At 25.2% G+C, this 20544-nt stretch carries 19 protein-coding genes and 8 tRNA genes; 23 read left to right on the forward strand and 4 right to left on the reverse strand.

Annotated features, from left to right (window positions below; translation table 4 throughout):
- Positions 1 to 186: 186 nt before the first annotated feature.
- Together N8G13_RS01110 and N8G13_RS01115 are read right to left on the reverse strand one after the other, a co-directional pair.
- A complete protein-coding gene (locus N8G13_RS01110; protein ID WP_262289114.1) occupies positions 187 to 843 on the reverse strand; it encodes a ribonuclease HIII in 657 nt (218 codons plus the stop codon).
- On the reverse strand, positions 833 to 1777 hold the full coding sequence (locus tag N8G13_RS01115) for a Cof-type HAD-IIB family hydrolase (protein ID WP_262289115.1): 945 nt from the start codon (positions 1775 to 1777) through the stop codon (positions 833 to 835). Before N8G13_RS01115 ends, N8G13_RS01110 begins: the two co-directional genes overlap by 11 nt.
- Before the next feature lie 121 nt (positions 1778 to 1898).
- Between N8G13_RS01115 and N8G13_RS01120 the strand changes: the two genes are divergently transcribed.
- The 5 genes from N8G13_RS01120 to N8G13_RS01140 are packed head-to-tail and all read left to right on the forward strand — an operon-like array spanning position 1899 to position 6770.
- Positions 1899 to 2426 (forward strand): tRNA (cytidine(34)-2'-O)-methyltransferase, encoded by a 528-nt coding sequence (locus N8G13_RS01120; protein ID WP_262289116.1) that lies wholly within the window; start codon positions 1899 to 1901, stop codon positions 2424 to 2426.
- Entirely contained in the window at positions 2426 to 2581 is a 156-nt protein-coding gene (locus tag N8G13_RS01125; protein ID WP_262289117.1) for a DivIVA domain-containing protein, read from the forward strand. The genes N8G13_RS01120 and N8G13_RS01125 overlap by 1 nt, the downstream gene beginning before the upstream one ends.
- Positions 2582 to 2587: 6 nt before the next feature.
- Positions 2588 to 3421 carry a ribosome biogenesis GTPase YlqF gene (ylqF, locus tag N8G13_RS01130; protein WP_262289118.1) on the forward strand — a complete coding sequence of 278 codons (834 nt, stop codon included), beginning with the start codon at positions 2588 to 2590 and terminating at the stop codon, positions 3419 to 3421.
- An 8-nt stretch (positions 3422 to 3429) separates the two neighbouring features.
- On the forward strand, positions 3430 to 5625 hold the full coding sequence (locus N8G13_RS01135; protein WP_262289119.1) for an SGNH/GDSL hydrolase family protein: 2196 nt from the start codon (positions 3430 to 3432) through the stop codon (positions 5623 to 5625).
- The gene (locus N8G13_RS01140; RefSeq protein ID WP_262289120.1) at positions 5625 to 6770 is read left to right on the forward strand and encodes a YbhB/YbcL family Raf kinase inhibitor-like protein; all 1146 of its coding nucleotides are present in this window, start codon (positions 5625 to 5627) and stop codon (positions 6768 to 6770) included. Before N8G13_RS01135 ends, N8G13_RS01140 begins: the two co-directional genes overlap by 1 nt.
- Positions 6771 to 6802: 32 nt before the next feature.
- Here N8G13_RS01140 and N8G13_RS01145 read toward each other — a convergent pair whose 3' ends face one another.
- Positions 6803 to 7543 (reverse strand): MAGa3780 family membrane protein, encoded by a 741-nt coding sequence (locus N8G13_RS01145; RefSeq protein WP_262289121.1) that lies wholly within the window; start codon positions 7541 to 7543, stop codon positions 6803 to 6805.
- Positions 7544 to 7605: 62 nt separating this feature from the next.
- On the reverse strand, positions 7606 to 8952 hold the full coding sequence (ffh, locus tag N8G13_RS01150) for a signal recognition particle protein (RefSeq protein ID WP_262289122.1): 1347 nt from the start codon (positions 8950 to 8952) through the stop codon (positions 7606 to 7608).
- Positions 8953 to 9133: 181 nt separating this feature from the next.
- Here ffh and N8G13_RS01155 point away from each other — a divergent pair, with 181 nt between their 5' ends.
- From N8G13_RS01155 to N8G13_RS01240, 18 genes are all read left to right on the forward strand, one after another.
- Positions 9134 to 10510: a glycine--tRNA ligase gene (locus tag N8G13_RS01155; protein ID WP_262289123.1), complete on the forward strand. Its 1377-nt coding sequence runs from the start codon at positions 9134 to 9136 to the stop codon at positions 10508 to 10510.
- Entirely contained in the window at positions 10500 to 12293 is a 1794-nt protein-coding gene (gene dnaG / locus N8G13_RS01160) for a DNA primase (RefSeq protein ID WP_262289124.1), read from the forward strand. The genes N8G13_RS01155 and dnaG overlap by 11 nt, the downstream gene beginning before the upstream one ends.
- 12 nt (positions 12294 to 12305) lie before the next feature.
- Positions 12306 to 13802: an RNA polymerase sigma factor gene (locus N8G13_RS01165; protein ID WP_262289125.1), complete on the forward strand. Its 1497-nt coding sequence runs from the start codon at positions 12306 to 12308 to the stop codon at positions 13800 to 13802.
- Between the two features lies 1 nt (position 13803).
- Entirely contained in the window at positions 13804 to 14577 is a 774-nt protein-coding gene (locus N8G13_RS01170; protein ID WP_262289126.1) for a Nif3-like dinuclear metal center hexameric protein, read from the forward strand.
- Positions 14578 to 14586: 9 nt separating this feature from the next.
- Positions 14587 to 15414 carry a deoxyribonuclease IV gene (locus N8G13_RS01175; protein WP_262289127.1) on the forward strand — a complete coding sequence of 276 codons (828 nt, stop codon included), beginning with the start codon at positions 14587 to 14589 and terminating at the stop codon, positions 15412 to 15414.
- Between the two features lie 71 nt (positions 15415 to 15485).
- Positions 15486 to 15638, forward strand: a complete 153-nt coding sequence (gene rpmG, locus N8G13_RS01180; protein WP_216489053.1) for a 50S ribosomal protein L33 — start codon at positions 15486 to 15488, stop codon at positions 15636 to 15638.
- A gap of 12 nt (positions 15639 to 15650) precedes the next feature.
- Entirely contained in the window at positions 15651 to 16691 is a 1041-nt protein-coding gene (locus tag N8G13_RS01185; protein WP_262289128.1) for an aminopeptidase P family protein, read from the forward strand.
- A gap of 72 nt (positions 16692 to 16763) precedes the next feature.
- A complete protein-coding gene (obgE, locus tag N8G13_RS01190) occupies positions 16764 to 18029 on the forward strand; it encodes a GTPase ObgE (RefSeq protein ID WP_262289129.1) in 1266 nt (421 codons plus the stop codon).
- A gap of 63 nt (positions 18030 to 18092) precedes the next feature.
- Positions 18093 to 18169 (forward strand) — tRNA-Pro (locus tag N8G13_RS01195).
- 5 nt (positions 18170 to 18174) lie between these two features.
- A tRNA-Ala gene (locus N8G13_RS01200) sits at positions 18175 to 18251 on the forward strand.
- Position 18252: 1 nt separating this feature from the next.
- Positions 18253 to 18329 (forward strand) — tRNA-Met (locus N8G13_RS01205).
- A 14-nt stretch (positions 18330 to 18343) separates the two neighbouring features.
- Positions 18344 to 18420: transfer RNA gene (locus tag N8G13_RS01210), tRNA-Ile, on the forward strand.
- Position 18421: 1 nt separating this feature from the next.
- Positions 18422 to 18512, forward strand: a tRNA-Ser gene (locus N8G13_RS01215).
- Between the two features lie 43 nt (positions 18513 to 18555).
- Positions 18556 to 18631, forward strand: a tRNA-Met gene (locus tag N8G13_RS01220).
- A 3-nt stretch (positions 18632 to 18634) separates the two neighbouring features.
- Positions 18635 to 18711 (forward strand) — tRNA-Asp (locus N8G13_RS01225).
- A gap of 1 nt (position 18712) precedes the next feature.
- Positions 18713 to 18788 (forward strand) — tRNA-Phe (locus N8G13_RS01230).
- Between the two features lie 196 nt (positions 18789 to 18984).
- Positions 18985 to 19335: a hypothetical protein gene (locus N8G13_RS01235; protein ID WP_262289130.1), complete on the forward strand. Its 351-nt coding sequence runs from the start codon at positions 18985 to 18987 to the stop codon at positions 19333 to 19335.
- Positions 19328 to 20488 (forward strand): MHO_1580 family protein, encoded by a 1161-nt coding sequence (locus N8G13_RS01240; RefSeq protein WP_262289131.1) that lies wholly within the window; start codon positions 19328 to 19330, stop codon positions 20486 to 20488. Before N8G13_RS01235 ends, N8G13_RS01240 begins: the two co-directional genes overlap by 8 nt.
- Positions 20489 to 20544: the final 56 nt, after the last annotated feature.

Raw genomic sequence — 20544 nt, forward strand, 5'->3', positions numbered from 1 at the left:
GTTTTTTGTGTCATTTATTTTTACGAACGGTATTTTACCTTTTTCATAAAATATTTTATTTGTAGAATTTGGAGTTCCACCTTCTGAAGCAAAATTATAAAGATTTTTTGTCTTGTCTTGAAACCAAACAAGAGCAAAAAAAGCACAAATTTGTGCTTTTTGTGTATTTAGAACTTATTATATTGTCTAATCTAGTATTTGTTTTATTGTTTTAAAGTTTGTTTTTGCAACTTTAGAAATCTCTTCTTTTCCATAAAATTTTACAAATTCTTTTCCAAATTCAATAATTTTTGAACTGGCACCTAATGGAAAAGTTACATTATATTTTTGATTTTGTTTTTGCATTTCTAATAATAAAAAGTATCTAGCTAAAATACTTGCACAAGCTATGCTTAATACTTTATCTTCAGCTTTTGTTTCATAAATTACTTCATGTTTTGGTAGATTAAATCCTAAAGATGTTTTTAGTAATTTTTGTTCGTATTTTTTAATTGAGTTAATAGTTGAAAATTGATCAATAAAAGCTTGTTTATCGATTTGTTCTTGTAATTTATTAATGTTTTTGTAGTGAAACAATAATTTAATTTCATTAGCATTTAAAAATTTAGCAAGATTATTGTTTCCTTGTTGAGTCAAAATCATTTTAGAATATTTAGTTAATTTTTGAATTTGCGGTGCAATTTCTAAAATTTTTTTATCAGTGATTTTTTTTGAGTCTTTGACTCCTAAATTTATTATTTTTGAATAATTACTTTCCTCAATGTAAGCGGCAACAAAAACTATTGGTGTAAAAAAATCACCAACTCCAGTTTCATCACAACCTATGTAGTCACTATTCTTCATTAAAATGATCAGCTCCTACAATTTGTAGTCTTTCTTTATCTAATTCATTGTGAAATTTTTTAGCTTTTTTAATAAACTTATCAGGGTTATTTAAGAATTTTTCCATAAAATAACCTACAGCTCCATCTTTGTTTGTTTTTTTAGATAAATCACTTGCAAGTGCTTTGATGTAATCTTCAGCATTTGCAGGTGCCATTCCAACATTCGCAATGCTAAACATACTTGCATCGTTAAAACTATCACCCATAGCAACTGTATCATCGATATCAATATTGTAATAACGCATCATTAATGAAATAACATTTCCTTTTGTAACTCCTATACTTGTAATATCAAATACAGGGGTTAGTCCTTCACCTTTTGATCAACTAGAAAATTCACCTAAGTCTCCATAACGACGTTTTAGATAAATTAATAATTCAGTTACATTTGTTTCTGGTTTAACATCAAATACTATTCCTGTTGGTTTTAGAGGAAGTTTTGTTAGTTCAATACTTTCTCTAAATTTTGTTGCGCTATTGAAGTTAAAAACTTTTTCTAATGCTTCATCACGATATTTTAATTGGACTCAATCAGGCCCTTCAATTGCATAGTTTGAAATTTCTTTTTCTACTTTCGGATCACCTAGAATATATAAAACTTCATTTAAATCTAAATAACTTATAGTAGGTATAAAAAATGGATCATCAGGTGAATGAATGTGCGCTCCATTATAATTTCCAACAATTGAATTTAAACCAAGTTTTTCATAAATAGGTTTTGTTGATCTTCAAGGTCTACCGGTAATAATTGATACAATATGACCTTCTTTTACAGCTCTTTTAATTTGTTCTTCTGTTTTTGGGTGAATAGATCCGGTAGCACTGTTTGCAAGTAATGTTCCATCCAAATCTATTGCGAATAAAAATCTTCTTTGTTTTGAATCTCTATCCATATTAACTCCTTAAATATTTATTAAATTATAAAGGAAAGTTGAAAAAATGCAACTTATTTTATAAAAATATAAAATAAGCTTTCTACTTTAAAAAATATTTAATTAATTTATAATTTTAAATATGATTAATATAGTTTTATATGAGCCTGAAATAAGTCCCAATACAGCAAACATCATAAGAACATGTTTTAGCACAAATGCAAAATTACACATTATAAGGCCTATTGCTTTTGATTTACACCCACATTGAATGAAAAGAGCAGCTGCAGGTCGTTTTTTAAGTGATATACAGCATGAAATACATGCTTCGTATGCAGATTTTGAAAATAAGTATGGTAATAAAAACATTTATTACATTACAAGATATGGATTAGAAACTTATACTGATGTTAATTTTAAAAATGAGTTTAATTCAAATGAAGAAATATGATTAATGTTTGGAACTGAAAGTACAGGTATACCAAAAAAAATATTGCAAAAAAATGTACACAATTGTTTAAGAATTCCTATGACACCAGCTGCTAGAAGTATTAATTTAGCAAATAGTGTTATAGTTGTTTTATATGAAGTTTTAAGACAACTTGATTTTGTTCATTTATCAAAATTTGAAGTACAAAAAACAAAAGATTATTTATTAAAAGAGGATTAGTGGCTAAATATTCAATAGAACAAATTCAAAAACATAAATTCAATGCTACTTTAAATGGATATAATCCAGAAGAAGTAGATATTTTTATTGATGAATTGATTGAAGATATAAAAGAATATCAACAAATTATTGCTAAATTGCAAGAAAATAAGTAGGTAAACATGATTAATTGATTTCCCGGACATATGAAAAAAGCTTTTGACATTATCAAACAAAAACAATCTTTGTTTGATATGTTTTTAATTGTTTTAGATAGTAGAATTCCAATTTCATCATATAATCATGAATTTGATAAAATAGCGCCGCAAAAACCTCGTATTTTTGTTTTTACAAAAACAGATTTAACAAATTTAAATCGTTTTAATGAACTTAAAAAACTTTATAATAATGAAAATGATATTTTAGTTAGTGTAAATTTAAAAAATGCTAGTAAATCATATCAATTGATTACAAAAGCAATTAAAAAAGTTACTATGAATATAGCAAAAAAGAACTTAAAAAAAGGTTATAAAACCCCACCACCCAAAATAGGGGTTTTAGGTGTTCCTAATAGTGGAAAAAGTACATTAATTAATATTTTAGCACAACAAAAAGTAGCTAAAGTAGGAAATGAAGCTGGTGTTACAAGAAGTGAACAGTGAGTAAATTGTAAAGATCAATTTTTTGTTTTAGATACGCCTGGCTTACTTTGACCAAAATTTGAAAATCAAGATATAGCTATAAAACTTGCTATTATTGGTTCAATTAAAAAAGATAGTATCGATTTAAAAGAATTTGTTTATGAAGCATATAAATTAGTAAGTAAATACAAACCTGAGGCACTGAAATTTTTAAATTTAGAAGCTTCTGAAGATGAAGAAAAAATTTATGAAAATATCATTACTTTAGCAAGAATGAAAAAATATATTAATAATGATAAACAAGTACAGTTTAATCAGGTTTATGTGTTTTTGGTAAATTATTTTAAAAATTTAAATAATGTTATATACGATTAGGAGTTTCTATGAATTTACAAAATGAATTAGAAGACAAAAATGAAATAAAATTTGATTATTTTGAAATTAACAATAATCTAAATTACCTTGCTATAGGTGATGAATTTTCTGGTGGATTTAATTCAAAATTTGGTTTTTTGAGTTTAGGGAAATTTAACAAACAAGAAAATAAAATTATAGGATTAAGTTATCCAGCATTTTTTGCCAGAATAATTAATAATTTAAATCCTGGTTATTTAAAAGAATTTGATAATTTTAGTTTACCTAATATAAAAATTAAACAATATATTGAATTAATACAAAACACTAATTTGAGTCAAGATACTCAGAGAATTTTAAATTTTGCAAATATTTTTAACAATGAAAAAACTAATCCTTTTAAAAATCAATATGATCATTATTTAACAAACTTAACTAATATTCAAACAAAAATTAAACAAGCAAACCTAATTACAATTAATTTAGGAATGCATGATTTAATTAATTTTTTTCCACTTCAAGATTTAAAAGAACTTCAAAATCAAAAATCAAAAGAAAATATTGAAAAAGCACTTGAACAGCTTAATGCTTCATTAGCTTTAAGAGCTTCAAAAATAACAAAGTATATGGAAAATTTAATTAATGTAATTAAATCATTCAATTCTCAAACAAATATTGTTGTTATGGGATATTCTAAACCGTTTATTCATTTTGAATATTTAGTAAATGAAATATTTTTGAAAAATAAAATTCAAGATATTTCTATTATTGATATTTTTATGCAATATTTAAATTCAGCTTTAAAATTAGCTGCAAATAAAAGTGCTTGTATGTATATTGACAATGATGAATCAGATTTTCTATCAAAACACAAAGAATTTTTATATGAATCATATTTTGATATCCACCCTACTGAAAAAATGTATAAATTTATTGCACAAAATATGATTGTAAAATTAGGATTAGAAAATAAATTTGTAATAGATTCATATAAGAATAATAAAGAAAAAGTGTTGCATTATTTAAGAAGTATCAATCAGTACAAAAAAGATTATTTATCACACCGAAAAATATTAAATTTAGGTGATGATATGTCAGTTTTGGTGATGACATTAGGAATAAATCGTACTGATCATTTATTTTTAGATGATTATTATGAAACTGAAGTTTTAGATATATTAAAAAATAAAAATCAAATAGCTTGATACATAAGTCACTTAGAAAGTGATCTAAATTTAAATATTAAACAAGTAATTATTCAATTTATAGAAACTAAATTTTCTTCGCCAAATGAAAATTATAAAACAAAGGACTTATTGTTAGATTATTTACAGGAAAAAAAATGAGCTCAACAAATCATTTTACATATTTTAGCAGGGCAATCAGTTAATAATTTTTTAAATGCACTGCAAAATAATTTAAATACCTTGCGAAAATTTAGTAATCATTTTTCAATTGAAGATTTTCAAAATGCAAAACACAATACAATTAAAAATCAAAAATTAATTTATGCAATTATAAAAAATTTATTTAGTGCTTCTTTTATTTTGGAATCAAAAATTGAATTAAAGCAAATAAACTACACTTTTCTTACTGAACTTTTAACTACTTCATTGCTTGAAACATTAGTAAATCATAAATTAGATGAAAGATATAAATATTTAAGAAATTACTTATCAAAATTAGAAATTTTTAAAGAATTTGCAGACTTTTTATTTATGAATTTTTCAATAAATTTAAAAAATTATTCTGAGCTTAATATTTTTGATGAAGCATGAGAAAAATGACTAATTTTAAATCACTATAAAATAATTTATTATTTTGACAAAATTATAAGTGAAGTAAGTAGACAAGAAAATCAAAAACAAACAATAGAATTTATTAAATTAAGTATATTGTTAGTTTATAAAATTTTTGAAAACGATAATTTAGATACAAAAAAATTAGAACTAAAAATAGATAATATTATTTGATTAACTAATGAACATAAAGAAATATTAAATAAATACTTAAAAATACTTTTAAAAGAATTTCAAACATTTAGTATTTATGATTTCATATTTTCAAATGCTAAAGAACAAACTAAAAAAGAATTTAAGTTAAGATTGTTTAAAAAAATAAGATATGTAAACGTATTAAGAAAATTTATGTTAGCAATTTTTAGCTTAAAAGTAGAAATAAAAAATTTAAAAAAGCAACAAAAAATACAAAGTGAGAATAAGTAATGAAAGTTTTTTCAAAATCTATTAATATTTATAATGTTTTAAATTCAAATCATTCATTAGTTTCAACTAATTCTCCACACATAGGTTGAGATGAAGTAAAAAATGCCAAAAGCTATGCTGTATTAATGTTTGATCATGAAGCAGCGGGGGTTGTTGGTCTTAGTTTTGTTCACTGAGGTATTTTCAACATAAAAGAAAATTTTATTTTAGAAAATAGCTCAATTCTTGATAATAAAAATTATTTTCAAATTGAAAATTCATTATCACAGCATCCACAAAATCCTGTTTTGGATCATAATTTTTTGCGTAAAAATGCAAATTTATATACCGGACCTTTTCCGCCTGATCAAGACCATGTTTATATTTGTCGGGTTTATGCACTTGATTTTGAAGATGTTAAGGAATTATGAGACATAACTAAACCAATGTATATAAGTGATTTTTTAGAAATTATAAATGATCACACAATTGATCAAGGAGTTTTAACTTTTTCAAGCCCCCAAGCATATGTAGAAGATGGCAGAAATTATCAAAAAGAATCAACAACACACGGTTTATTTTATGTATATAATGAACACGATGAAATCTCAACATTAAAAGTAAATATTAAGGATATGATACTCGATGAAAATATTTATTATTTACCAAAACCATATTATTATGATGATGAAACTATTCAAAAAATAAATTTTAAGATTTCAACACCACAAATAAAAATCAAAAATCCTAAAAATGTTAAAGAATATGCGATTTTTATTTATGATTCTAATTCATTTGATGAGTGAGGAATGGTTGTTAATGAATTTAGTTGTTTAGGAATAAAAGCACAAAATAGCGATTGAACGCTTTTAAATAAAGATGATTTAATAAAATCTGACAAAAACAAGATTTTTATTAATAATTCATATTGAAACAATTTAAAAATTCCAGAAAAAACTAAAAAACTTATTCAATCAAAAAAATATCAATGGTCATTGTTTAAATCTAAAAAAAATGCTTCATATGAAAAATTTCATTGGATGGAAATTTATGCTTTAGATCAAAAAATTATTGATAAAGAAAAAATTAGTAATGTAGCAGATGCCTATCGTCATATAAAAAACAAGGTTATTGCTGAAAAAATTATTAAATTTAAATTGAAATAAAAAGATGCTTTATGCATCTTTTTATTTTGCTTTTATTTAACTACATTAGTTTTTAATTTCAATATTTTTGTTCAAAATAAACAAATTGAAAATGGTAAGGTAAATCCTACAACAATAAATAAAATATTTAAAACAATTTGTAAGCCTAATTGTTTGCCATGATAGAAAAAGGGATTTATAAAATCTAAAAATCCATAAATAACCACAGCGTTTTGTTGATTGTATTTGAAATAGTAGGTTGTTAAGTATAAAATTAAAGCAAAAATGAAATAAATCATGACATATATAACTACATAATATTTATCTTTTTTATTAAATAAAAGTTTATCTTTTCATATGAAAGCAAATATAAAACATATAAGTGGATTAATTAAATGTGTATGTAAAGATTTATATGATTCAAAAATATTTTTTCAATTAGATTGTCAAGATATTAATGATCAATAAATTAAAAATGTAATAGTTATTAAGACAATAGAATGAAAAAATAATTGTTTAATTTTATTATTTTCTTTTATTGCTAATGCAAGTAATGTTATTAAAGAAAATAAATTAGTTAAATTTGTAAAATAAAATATATTTGCATATCTTAAAAAAATATTTTCTAGTCCTTGACTCTTGGTATTGTTATTTATTTTCGTTTCGTCAACTAAACCAATATAAATTGCAATTATTGTTATAGTAAAAATTAATAAAAATGCAGTGATTGCAATTGTTATTGGTTTTCTATTTTGTTTAATTTTGTTTAAAAAATAAGTGTTTTTTGTGTTCATGATGGTAAATTATACTAAATAAATAAAAATTTACAACCATAAAAGATTGTAAATATAAATTTTTAAAATAGATTGCTTAATCCACCTATATTTCCTAAATTAAATCCACCACGACCACTTGACATTTCTTTCATTTGTTTTGCCATTCTTTCATAGTCTGTTACAAGCAAGTTATATTCACGAGCAGATCTTCCTGAACCTTTTAAGATTCTTTGTTTTCTTTCTGCTATTTTTAGCAATTTAGGATTTTTTCTTTCTTGTTTTGTCATTGAATTAATAAGAATTTGGTATGTTGTGAATTTTTGTTCTGCTTTATCTATTTGTTCTTCATTAATTTTGTTAGAAAGTCCAGGTATCATTTTTATTATCTTAGTCATTTTCCCTAGTTTTTTAATTTGTGCCATAGTTTCCATTAAATCATCTAAAGTAAATTGTCCAGATAAAAATCTCTGTGATATTTTTTTAGCTTTTGTTTCATCTATGTTGTTTTCAGCTTGTTCAATTAAACTTAAAACATCACCCATTCCCAAAATACGGTTTGCCATTCTGTCAGGGTGAAAAATTTCTATTCCAGAAATTTTTTCGCTTGTTCCTATAAATAAAATTGGAATATTTAATAAGTGAGTAATACTCAATGCTGCACCACCACGAGCATCAGAGTCTAATTTGGTAATTATTGTTCCATTTATTTTTAAATTTTCATTAAAAGTTTTCGCAACATTAATTACATCTTGTCCACTCATAGCATCAATTACTAAAAATATGTAATCTGGGTTTGTTTTCTTTTTAATTTTTATTAATTCATCCATTAAAGTTTCATCGATTGCTAGACGTCCAGCTGTATCTAGTATTATTGCGTCGTTTTTGTTATCCTTTGCTATTGTTAATGAATTTTGAGCAATTTGTACAGCATCATTGATTTTTTCAGTATAAAAATCAACGCTTATTTGTTTTGATAAACTTTCTAATTGATCCCTTGCTGCTGGACGATAAATATCAGCACCAACTAAAAGAGGATTTTCTATAATTTTTTTCTTTCTTAAATATGCTGCTAATTTCGCAGATGTTGTTGTTTTTCCACTACCTTGTAAACCAATCATCAAAATTGTTAGTGGTTTTTTTGTTACTTCAATTGAAATAGTTTTTTTTCCTAAAATATTAATTAACTCTTCATTAAATATTTTAATAACTGTTTGTTGAGCGTTTAAATTACCAATTTTACCACTTTCAAGAATTTTTCTTTTTACTTCTTTTGTAAAAGCTTTTACTACTTCTAGATTAACGTCAGCTTCTAACAATGATAACTTAATTTCTCTGATAATTTCTGTTATATCATCTTCAGTTATAATGGTTTTTTTATTCATTTTTTCAATTGATTTTTGTATTTTATTACCTATAAAGTCAAACATATTTTAATTATATTATATAAAAAGAAAAAAATCTTTTTCAAATGTTAAAAGTTTGTATTTTTTCTTTAAATTTTGCAATAAAAAATATTAAAAATAGCACTATTTTAAAAAGAAAAACTTATTGTTTTCAAAAACTTATATCTTATGATATAATATAAAATTATTTTGCTAATGAGGTACTATGTTAAATAAAGATAAAAATATTCAAGAAATAATCAATCATTTAAAGGTTTCAGGGTTTGTTTATCAAGACTCTGAAATTTATGGTGGAGTAATTAATACATGAGATTATGGTCCGCTTGCCACAAATATGTTAAATGCTTTAAAAAATCAATGAATTCAAAGCTTTATTTTTGAAGAAGAAAACAATTATCAAATCGATTCAAAAATTATTATGAATCCAATGGTTTGAAAAGCCAGTGGACATTTAGAAAATTTCAGTGATTTTTTAATAGAAAATAAAGTTAATCAAAAAAGATACCGTGCAGATCATATTTTAAAAGATCTTTTCAAAGATTTAGATGTCGAAAAAATGACTCATGATCAAATGGAACAAAAAATTAAAAATGAAGTTTTAGAATATGATGGAGTTAAATGTGATTGAACAGAAATTAGACCATTTAATTTAATGTTCAAAACACAAGCGGGAGCAATAGATAATACTGCAAGCACAACATTTTTAAGACCAGAAACAGCACAAGGTATTTTTGTTAACTTTAAAAATGTTTTAAGAACTATGAGGCCTAAATTACCTTTTGGAATAGGACAAATAGGAAAAAGTTTCCGTAATGAAATAACTCCAAGAGATTTTATTTTTAGAACAAGAGAATTTGAACAAATGGAATTAGAATTTTTCTGTTTTGAAAATCAAGATGAACATTTTTATAACTATTATATTCAAAAATGTTATGACTTCTGTTTAAAAAATGGATTAAAACAAGATTCAATTAGAGTTAGAGCACATGAAAAAGAAGAATTAAGTCATTATTCAAAAGGAACAAGTGATATTGAGTTTTTATTTCCGTTTGGATGAGGAGAATTAATGGGGATAGCAAATCGTGGTAATTATGATTTAAGTCAACATATTAAATTCTCAAACGAAAATCTATATTACTTGACTGATGAAGGTGAAAAAATTGTTCCTTATGTAATTGAACCTTCAATGGGTCTTGATCGTTTATTATTTGCTATTTTAGTTGATGCTTATGAAGTAGAAACATTAGAGAATAATGAATTGAGAACAGTTTTAAAAACAAAATATAAAGTAAGCCCTTATCAAGTTTGTGTTATGCCACTTGTTAAAAAACTTACAGATGAAAGTAAAAAAATATTTAAAAATTTAAAATCAAAAGGTATTCGTGTTTCATATGAAGAATCAGGTTCTATTGGAAAACGTTATAGAAGACAAGATGCAATTGGAACATATTTTTCAATTACATTTGATTATGATTCACTAGAAGATAATAAAGTAACAATCAGACATAGAGATACAATGCAACAAGAAAGAATTAGTATAGATGACATTGAAAAATATTTAGAAAGTTATAATGACAGATAATAACCAAAATATTTGAAAAAGTGTATTAAACCAAATAAATATAGTTGATATTATCTCTGAATATTGTAATTTAACTAAATCAGGAAAAAATTACAAAACAAATTGTCCATTCCACAATGAAAAAACCTCGTCTTTTATTGTTAGTCCTGAAAAACAAATATTTACCTGTTTCGGTTGTCATAAAACAGGAAACGCAATTAAGTTTTTAGAGTATAGATTAAATCTAACACCTATTGAAGTTTTAAAAAAAATCGCTTCTAAAATTAATTTTGATATTTCAAAGTTAAATAGATTTTCAACAAATACAACACAAGAACAAACAGAACTTTTTGAAGCAACAGAAGCTGCAAATAATTTATTTCAATATGAATTTCATAAATTTAAAAATCAAAATAATAATTTAAAAGACGTTATTTTAAAAAGAAAAATTACTGATGAAATCCAAAATCACTTTAAATTGGGGTTTAGTTCAAGTGAAATAAATTCTTTTCAATATTTACAAGATAAAGGATTTGACGAAACAACTTTATCAAAAATTTCAATTTCAAGTTCAAATAATAAAAATATTAATTTTTTTAATAATAGGTTGATATTTCCCATCTATGATTCAAAACTAAATTGTGTTGGTTTTAGCGCAAGAACAGTTGATGGTGATGATGTTAAATATTTAAATACTTCTGAAAATGAAATATTTAAAAAAAATTCTTTATTTTTTAATTGAAATAATGTAAAAGAAAATATAGCAATTGATAGGGATGTTTACTTAGTCGAAGGACAATTTGATGTTGTTGCTCTTTATCGCGTTGGTATCAATAATGCTTTAGCAGTTATGGGAACAACATTAACAGAAAATCATTTGTCTTTATTAAAAAAATGTACGATAAATTTATTTTTTGATGGTGATTTACCTGGTAAGAATGCAACAATAAAAAATTTAAAAATAATATTAAATAATTTAAAAAAATATGAATTAAATGTAAAAATAGTCAAAAATGATACAAAAAATGATCCAGATGAAATTTATTTTTTATCACAAGATGGTTCAATGTTAAAGGAAACAATTACAAAAAAAATAGGTTATTTAGATTATATTTATAATTTGATTTTTGAAAACCCAAATTATGGTAAATCATTAGAACAAAAGCAACTATTATTGGGAGAATTTAATGAATTCTGAAAGATTTTAGGTCAATACGACCAGGAAATTTTAAAACAAAAAGCAATTTTACAAAACAAATTAGACAGTGATTATTTCAAAAATCTTCAATTATTTTTAATACAAAATTATCATAACAATATGTATGTAGTTAATACAAAAAATAATTTACATATTCAGCGAAAAAGAAATTTTGGAAAAGTTATGGTGAAAAAAGATACACCACGAGCAGATTTTTATAAACTAGCAAGTTATGTAGCTGTGCAGATATTAAATAATATTACTTATTGGTATAACTTTCGTGAAGTTATTAGAAGTTCAAATAGTAAATGAAAGAAAATGATTTTAGATTTTGATGATACTAAAATTAATAAAAAGTCGCGAATAACAACATTAAAACAAACTAAAACAACAACTGATAAATTTACTAAAGATTTAAAAGATTTTATTAAATTACTAGATCCTAATGAAGTAATAGAAGAAAATTATTTAAAAGATAATTTATTTAAATTTAAAGATTTTTATAGCAATTTTCATAACGATTTAGATGAAAACAATGAGCAGATTAATGATGAACAAACATCATTTGATCAGCTTATGAAAATAATAGAAAAAACTCAAGAATAAAAAGGAGCAAAAATGAGTACAATAAAAGAAGATGAGCAAAAATCAGTTAAAGATTTAATAAAGGCATTTAAAAAATTATTAGCACAAAAACAAAAAACTGATAAAAGTAAAAAAACCCTAACACATGAAGATATCTATAAATTTTTAGATGACAATAAATTATTTTTAGACGCTGATGAAAGTGTGGAGATTTTTGATCTTTTAATTCAAGAAAATTTATTAGAAGATAATCTTTTAGAAGATGATGAAGAAGAAATAACAGAAAGTGATTTAGAGGATGCATTTCGTAAAGATTCTATAAAAAATAAATTAGAATTAGAAGACAGTGATGATTTAGATGATGAAGAACCTTCTGAATTTGAAGATTCTGATGACTTAGAAGATGATTCAGAACTTAATATTGATGAATTCCACGATGATTCAACAGTAAAAAAAGATGAAGATGATGATTCATTAGATGCAGATTTTTATGATGATACTGAAAAATATGTTGAATTTGAAGAATCAAATGACGATTATGATGAAGATGATGATGTTGTTAATTTATTAAAAGATTATGATGAAGATGATGATTATTATGACAAAGATTCAATTGAAGATGATTCACTTTCTAATAATCTTTCTGAAACAAATGATATTGTTAAATGATACATGCGTTGAATTGGTAAATATGGAAAATTATTAACACCAAAAGAAGAAAAAGATCTAGCTATAAAAATGGAAAAAGCACTTGAAGAAGGCAACGACAGAAAATACAAAAAAGCGCGTAGTACTTTAATTAATCGTAATTTACGTTTAGTAATTAATAATGCTAAACGTTATAAAAATAGAGGATTAAGTTTTATTGACTTAATTAGTGAAGGTAATGCGGGAATTTTAAAAGCAGTTGATAAATATGATTATCATAAAGGATTTAAGTTTTCAACATATGCTACATGATGAATTCGTCAAGCTATTACTCGTGCAGTAGCAGATCAAGCAAGAACAATAAGAGTTCCAGTACATATGGTTGAAACAATTAACAAAATTATTAAAATTGAGCGTGAATTACAACAAGAAAACGGAAATACACCAACAGATGAAGAAATTGCTATGCGTTATGGTGGCGATATGGATGCTGAAAAAGTAAGATATATTAGAAAAATAAATATCGACCCAATTTCTTTAGATAAATCAATAGGAAAAGAAGAAAATTCAAATTTTAGTGATTTTGTAAAAGACGAAAGCGTGATTAATCCAGTTGATTTTTCTTCACAAGAGGAATTATCTGTAATTATTGATGACATGCTTGAAAATTATTTAGATGAAGAAGATAGAGTCTTAATAAGAAAACGTTTTGGTGTTGGCAAAGACGAAAACGGTATACCATATAGAGCATATACTTTAGATGAACTTGCTCGTGAAAAAGGAATTTCAAAAGAAAGAGTAAGACAAATTGAAACAAAAATCTTAAGAAAACTAAAACACCCTCAAAAACGCAAAAAACTAAAAGATTTCTTTACAAGTTAAAATGAGAACAAAACACTTAATTGATAATTTATCAAAAGATATTAATTTAAATCTTAAAGAACCTTGAGATCCTGTGGGATTTTCTATTCCGCTAGCAGGGAAAAAGAATTTAAAAAATGTTTTAGTTTGCCATGATGTAACTTCAAAAGTTATTCAAGAAGCAATAAAAAATGATTGTAATTTAATAATTTCTCATCATCCCTTCATTTTTTATGAAAAAACAAAGGATTTTGAAATATATCCTTATAAAAAAAATCTATATAAAACATTAAAAGCACATAAAATTAATACTTATAGTTTTCATACTGCTTTCGATAAAAGTGATTTTTTTACAGTAAAAGGAATATTAAAACTTCTTAATTTAGATGATAAAGGTTTTAAACAAATAAATAGTGAATTTTCACTGAAAATAAACTGAAATAAAACACCCTTAGAACTTATAAATTTATTAAAAAACAAGGCAAATGTAAAGAATATTCAAACAAATATTAAACAACACGCTTTAGAAACAAAAATAAATAATTTTATACTTTTTCCAGGTTCTGGTTTTGTAGGTGATATAAATAAATTCAAAGGTGAAACTGATTTGATAATCACAAGTGATGCAAAATGAAGTGATTTTATAAATTATGATGAAATGAATATAAACGTTATTAATGTTTCTCATAATTTAGAAAAAGGTTTTATTTTCACAATGGTTGAATTGCTAAAAAAATATCTTGATGCAAATAAAATTTTTAGTATTTTCGAAGAAGACAAATTTTATAATATTTAAGGAGTAGTTATGATTAAAATAGGGAGTCATATTTCATTTAAATCTCCTAATTATTTAGTTTCTGCAGTTGAAGAATCTATAAAAAACAATGCAAATTGTATGATGATTTATTTAGGTGCACCACAAACATCAAAAAGAGTTGCAAAAGAATTATATAATTTATCTGAATATACTAAAAAATATCATGATGTAATAAAACCTGAAGACATTGTAGTTCATGCTCCATATATAGTAAATCCATCAAATCCTGAAAAATCTTTATTTGCTATTAATTTTTTAATTGAAGAGATTAACAGAATGAACTATATCGGAGCAAAATACTTAGTTTTACACTCGGGTGCATACACAAAATTTTCTTTACAAGAAAGCTTAGAAACTTTAATAAATTCTTTAAAACAAATAATTTCTTTAACGAAAGATGTTGTAATTTGTCTTGAAACAATGAGCGGGAAGGGTACTGAAATTTTTACTAATTTTAAAGATATGAAGTATATTTTAGAAACTTTAAATAGTGATAGAATACAAATGTGTCTTGATACATGTCACATTTGAGATGCAGGTTATGACATAAAAAAATACGAAGATTTTAAACAAGAATTAAGAGATTTTGATTTATTAAAATATATAAAAGTTATACATTTAAACGATTCATTAAATGATTTAAATTCACACAAAGACAGACATGCAAATATTAATCAAGGTTATATAGGGCTAAAAACATTACAAAAATTTGTATTTGATAGTGATTTTGATAATGTTCCCATTATTTTAGAAACACCTATCCCTGAACAAGGTCCAATTTATGATATTGAGATTGCTATGTTATTAAAACAATAAAATCAATTGAAAATATTTTTTTTAATTTATAATATAAAAGATATTTACTAAAAAAATTAACAGGAGGAAATATGCCAAGAGAAGGATTAATTTTAAGATGTGAACAATGTAAAATGGAAAATTACATTACAAAGAAAAATAAAAAATTACACCCTGAAAAAATGGAAACTAAAAAATATTGCCATAAATGTAATGACCATACAAATCACAAAGAAAAAAAATAATAAGGAAATAAAATGTTAAAACAAGAATTATTAAAGTCTTTTGATGAATATAATGTTGATGTAATTATTTCAGAAGCCCCAGAAACAAGATTATGAATGGCTGAAGTTTCAACAACTGATGGATATTTAGTAATTGAAAAAGAAACAGCTTATATATTTGTTGATGGAAGATACATTGAATATGTAACAAAAAATGCTAAAAATGTTGAAGTTAAATTATTAAAAGCTAATTCACTTAGTGAATTTTTAAAAGAAAAAAATTACAAAAAAGTAGGAATTGAAAAAGATTATTTAAAAGTTGAAACTTTAGAAACTTTTAAAAAAATATTACCAGAAGCAGAATTTATTTCTGTTGTAGGTCAACAATTCCGTATTAAAAAAGATTTACGTGAAGCGTCAATTATTGAAGAAGCATGTAAGATTTCTTTAGATGCATTTAATGAAGTTAAAAAATATTTAAAAGTAGGAATGACCGAAAAAGAAGTTAGTCATAAATTAGGTTATTTGATGAGACTTTTTGGTGCAGAAAAAGAATCTTTTGATTCAATTGTAGCTTTTGGAGCTAATGCAGCTGAGCCTCACCACCACCCTACAAATACTCAATTAGCTGATGGAGATATTGTAAAAATTGACTTTGGAGCTGAGTATTTAGGGTGAGCAAGTGATATTACTAGAACATTTTTCTTTGGAACACCAAAAGATAAAAAATTAGTAGATATTTTAGAAATTGTAAAAGAAGCCCAACGCTTAGGACGTGAAGCTGTTAAACCAGGAATCACAACTACAGAAATTGATAAAATTTGTCGTGACTACATCGTTGAAAAAGGATATGGTGAATATTTCACTCACTCAACTGGACATGGAGTGGGGATTAATGTTCATGAATTACCATATGTAAATTCTGTAAAATCAACAGTTTTGGAACCAGGTATGGTAATAACTGTTGAACCTGGAATCTATATCCCTGGTTTAGGCGGAGCAAGAATCGAAGATACAGTTTTAGTAACTGAAACTGGAGCTAAAGTTTTAAGTCGTCCTGAAGAAAATAATTAAAGTGCTTAAAGCACTTTTTATTTTGCAAAAAAATAACAACAAAAAACCCATTAAAAATGGTAAAATTTTCATATGAAATTTATTGACGAAGTAAAAATAACAGTAAAAGCAGGAAACGGTGGTAATGGTCTTATTAGTTTTAGGCGAGAAGCGCACGTTGAACGCGGTGGGCCAGACGGTGGAGATGGTGGAAAAGGTGGTGACATTTATTTTGTTGGAGATAGCGGAATAAATACACTTTTAAATTTTCATTATAAAAATAAAATTACAGCACAAGATGGTGAAAATGGCAAAAGAAAAAATGCTTATGGCGCAAATGGTCAAGACACTTACATAAAAGTTCCCTTAGGAACATTAGTATATAACTACGATAATTTAATTGCTGATATTGTTGATTCAAAACCATATTTAATTGCTAAAGGTGGTAGAGGTGGTAGAGGGAATGTTAAATTTAAGACTTCTCGTAATACTGCACCTAGATTATCAGAAAATGGTGAACTAGGTGAAAATCTAGATATAAAATTAAGTTTAAAAGTTTTAGCGGATGTAGGTTTAATTGGAAAACCTAGTGCAGGTAAAAGTACATTATTATCACAAATTTCAAATGCTAAACCTAAAATTGCTGAATATGAATTTACAACATTAGTTCCACAATTAGGCCTTGTTAAATACTATGATGATAGTTTTGTTATTACTGACTTACCAGGTTTAATTAATGGAGCAAGTGAAGGAAAAGGATTAGGGATTCAATTTTTAAAACACATTGAAAGATGTAAAATATTATGTCACGTAATTGATTTTGGTTCTGAAGAAAAAAATCCTATTCAAGACTTTGAAGATATTAATAATGAATTAATTAAATATAATATAAAACTTGAAAATAGACCTCAAGTAATAATTGCTAATAAATCTGATTTAAAAGCATTTGAAGATCATAAACAATTATTTAAAGAAAAATATCCTAATGTAAAATTAATTGATCATAGTTTAGAAACTTTAGAAAATACATTAGAATTAATTAAAAAAGAAATTTATGAAACTTTAAAAGAAGCTGAAAATATTTTAATAAATGAAGTAAGTAAAAATGAAGTGACAATTACATTAGAAGAAGATGACTTTGAAATTATTAGAGTTTCTTTTGATACTTATGAAATAAAAGGTAAAAAGATTAAAGAATTATACAATCGTATTCCTTTAATAAGTTATGATAACTTAATGCGTTTTAATAATAAATTAAAACACTTAGGAGTATGAGAAGAATTGTTAAAAAAAGGAATTGTAGCTGGTGATACAGTTCGTATAGAAAACTACGAATTTACATGAGATAATGAAAATTAATTTTTTTTGCAAAACTTAAAAAAATTGTGTATAATTATAAAGCAACTTAAATAAATGAGAAGTGGAGAAGTAGCTCAGCTTGGTAGAGCACTTGACTTGGGCTCAAGCGGTCGCAGGTTCGAATCCTGTCTTCTTCACCATTTATGGGGGGGTAGCTCACCTGGCCAGAGCGCCTGCCTTGCACGCAGGAGGTAGTGGGTTCGAGTCCCATCCTCTCCACCATGGCTCTGTAGCTCAGTTGGTTAGAGCGTCCGGTTCATACCCGGAAGGTCAAGAGTTCGACTCTCTTCGGAGCCACCAATTAGAATAGATTAGGACCTATAGCTCAGTTGGTTAGAGCAACCGGCTCATAACCGGTCGGTCACAGGTTCGAGTCCTGTTGGGTCCACCATGGGCAATTACCCAAGAGGCTGAAGGGAGCAGTCTTGAAAACTGCCAGGGGCTTCACGGCCCGCGGGGGTTCAAATCCCTCATTGCCCGCCATATATTTATAAAGTTATACCACTACTTTATAAATACCTAACATAGCGGAGTGGAGCAGTCGGCAGCTCGTTGGGCTCATAACCCAAAGGTCACAGGTTCAAGTCCTGTCTCCGCAACCAAATGGTCCAGTGGTAAAGTGGTTTAATACGTCTCCCTGTCACGGAGAAGATCGCGGGTTCAATTCCCGTCTGGACCGCCATGGCTCTGTAGCTCAGTTGGTAGAGCAACGGACTGAAGCTCCGTGTGTCGCTGGTTCGATTCCTGCCGGAGCCACCATATCAAGCTGATCGACCCCTATTGGGGTTTTTTATTTTTTTATGTAAAAATAAGTCATTTTTGTCTTAATTTGACATTTTTTCCTAGTTTTTTCCTATTTTCGGGCCTAAATGAACAAAAAAATCATTTTTTATTTTTATAATAAAAGCGGGGATTAGTTATAATCCCAATTGACTATTTTACGCTAGAGGTAAATATGAAAATATCGGAAAATAGACTTATAGACAGTCTTACACAGACTTTATATTCAAGGATAATGGTATATAGACAACAATGTGCATTATCTAAAAAACTATTTCACCAAGAAATAACAAATAATAAATTAAAAAGTCAAGATACAAAAGAAGAAAGTAAATTTAAAACATACCTTCCTATCATGGATTATTTCAATGAAGGTTTAACTTTTGAAGAAAGATTAATATTTTTTAACGAAATATGAAATGTTAATCCAAATAAAAAGTGATATGAAGAATATTTTTCAAAAACAACATATTATAAATATTTACACAGTGTATTAGATAGTTTGTGTATTTTTTTAAATGATTAATTACACATATAATATAAATCAGCAAGAAATCATAAAAAATTATCGTGAAAATCTTTATTTAAAAACTGAAACAAAAATTTTAGATGATTCTTTAAATCCTAATAATTTATTGAAACTAAAAATAAAAAGACATGTGCATAACGATGCAACTGTTTTAGAAATTAAATATAAACACACAACAAATCAAAAATTAGTTATAGGTATATTTATAAATAATAAACCACTACCTATTTCTCAGGTTTTTAATAATGAAATTAATTTTTCATTAATAACAGGGCTAAATAAAATTCCTAAATTTGATTTTGAAGAAATTAACCATGTAGCAATTACTGTATATAAGATAAATAATAATAAAATGAGTGAATATTTACACAGTCATGTCGAAATAAGACATAGTGATATAATAAAAACCTTTAATATTAGTAATTTTTACCAAGCATTTGATATTCCTTTGGAATTAGAATTTGAATTATATAGTGGAAATTACGAATGTGTAAATGATGAAAAAATTATAAAAAATATTAAGTATGCAAGAATAATTTTAATAAATGAAAAACCTAATCCTTATAAAAATTTAAAAAACATTTATTACTTAGCTGCTAATATAATTGATAAAAATAATAATATTTCAAAAATTCCAGTTGCAAATTTATCAAATATAAAAGCAAAAATAATGGCTCTTCCAGATATAAGCGATGCAATTGATTGTAATTTTAATTTAGAAACAAATGTTGTTAAATTTCAAGGTTATGATATTATTGGAAAATTAACATTAAATACTCACACTTATTTTGATTTTAATTTAAATAAAACAATTCAAGGGTTTAGTTTATACTCAAAAGATGGTTATGTTATACCTTATAACTTTAAAGGTTTATTTAGTCCTATATTAATAATTTCAATAAATAATAAGTATAAAAATATAGTTTTGTCTAAGATATATAATATAAAGCATCCTCTCTTAAATCAACAAGATGGTAGTGTTAAACTACAAATTTTAGAGGATATAAATATAAAAAATAGGTTAAATTGAATGACATTTGATAATATTGCAATTTTAAACATTATTGAAAACCAATATAGTTTAGATCAATTAATTGCACTTTCACGAGAACCACTTAATAAAATTGAAGAAGATATCGAAGTCTTATAAAAAAATATTTTTTTTGATTATTGTTGTATTATCATTAACGGGTATAATCACTCTAA

Origin of the sequence: Mycoplasma zalophi, from assembly GCF_025486335.1 — a bacterium.
Taxonomy (GTDB): Bacteria; Bacillota_I; Bacilli_A; order Mycoplasmatales; family Metamycoplasmataceae; genus Metamycoplasma; species Metamycoplasma zalophi.